Here is a 1597-nt window from a genome sequence, read left to right as displayed (position 1 = left end):
CGTCATGCACATGATTGCATGTATGCAAGTTTTTGCATGCAGAAGTATTCACCGAACTGAGGCTCAAAGTATGAAAGCTTCTGTATTTGGCTTTTAATAAGCAACTTGTCCAATTCTAATCTCCTGGCATGCTATTGCTGACTGATATTGTGATGACTACTAAAACAACTACCAGGGGGTGTAAATCGTGACAGAGAAGTTTTCGAAGATCGCACTCAGAATGAAATCCAACGTTATCAGGGAACTGCTTAAGGTTACCTCGAAACCGGGAATGATTTCTTTTGGCGGAGGTGTTCCCGACCCAGATACATTTCCGCGCTTTGAAATGGCCGAAATATCAAAGGAAGTCCTTGAGAAAGAGTACAAGTTCACTCTTCAGTATGGCTCAACTGAGGGTGATCCGATTCTAAAGGAAGAGTATATATCTCTTCTGAAACGAGAAAGCGGAATAGAAGGTCTCGACGTTGACAATCTGCTCGTCACTGTGGGTTCCCAGAGCGCGCTCGATCTTATAGGCAAGATCTTCCTCGACGACGACAGTATCTACTTCGTTTCGAAACCGGTCTATCTTGGAGCCGCCAGCGCTTTCGCATTGAGGTCGAACGGCTACGTCTACATGGATCTTCGCGAGGACGGAATTGATCTTGATGAGGTTGAAGACAGACTGGAAGAGATTGCTTCACGAGGAGAGATTAACAAGGTCAAGTTCATATACGTTATCTCTAACTTTCACAACCCGGGTGGCGTCACAATATCACTGGAAAAGAGAAAGAGGCTAGTCCAAATCGCTGAGAAGTATGACATTCTGATCGTTGAGGATGATCCTTACGGTGACCTCAGGTACGAAGGCGATTCAATAGATCCAATATTCAAGATTGGAGGTCAGAACAGAGTGTTGCTTCTGAGGACATTCAGCAAGATTCTCTCCCCGGGGCTGAGATTAGGAATCGTTATTGGGAACAAGACCATAATAAGAAAAATGGTCATGGCTAAGCAAGCATCAGATCTCTGCACCCCCAGCCTAACACAGAGAATCGCGGCCAGATATCTTCAGAGGCATGACCTGCTTGCACAGATTAAGCCAACAATAGCTCTCTACAAAGACAAGAAGGACCTCATGCTTTCAGAGCTCGAGAAGAATTTTGGAGACATGAAGGGATTTCATTGGACCAAACCTGACGGAGGCCTTTTCATTTGGTTCACACTTCCCGAAGACTTTGATACCGAAGAAATGCTGGAGATGGGCAAGGCCGAGAACGTGCTTTTTGTCCCAGGAGAGGCCTTCTCGCTGGACAACACATGCAGGAACTCGATGCGATTGTCCTTCTGTCTTCCTCCCAGAGAGGATATCATAGAAGGAGTAAGAAGGCTGAAGAAGATCGTTGTGGAGTACGGCAAAGAGAAGAATATCCTCTGAGGAAGTGATAAAATGAAAATCTTAGCAATAAACCCCGGATCTACTTCAACGAAAATTGCTGTCTTTAACAACGAACATGAAGTAACGAAAGGAGCGATCAGACATTTCGCATCGCAGAAGAATCCTGAAGATGATATTCGAGAGAGGGCAGAGGAAATTATCTCCTTTCTTAGAGATCGT

Annotated in this window: 1 protein-coding gene; it reads left to right on the top strand. The window is 45.0% G+C overall.

The genetic code is table 11. The features are described from left to right. The first annotated feature begins 187 nt into the window (after positions 1-187). Entirely contained in the window at positions 188-1417 is a 1230-nt protein-coding gene (locus ENN47_00215) for a PLP-dependent aminotransferase family protein (GenBank protein ID HDP76614.1), read from the top strand. Positions 1418-1597 lie beyond the last annotated feature (180 nt).

Origin of the sequence: Mesotoga infera (genome assembly GCA_011045915.1) — a bacterium.
GTDB classification, from domain to species: Bacteria; Thermotogota; Thermotogae; order Petrotogales; family Kosmotogaceae; genus Mesotoga; species Mesotoga infera_D.
The sequence above is the reverse complement of the archived record's forward strand: the minus strand, read 5'-3'. Positions and strand labels throughout refer to the sequence as shown.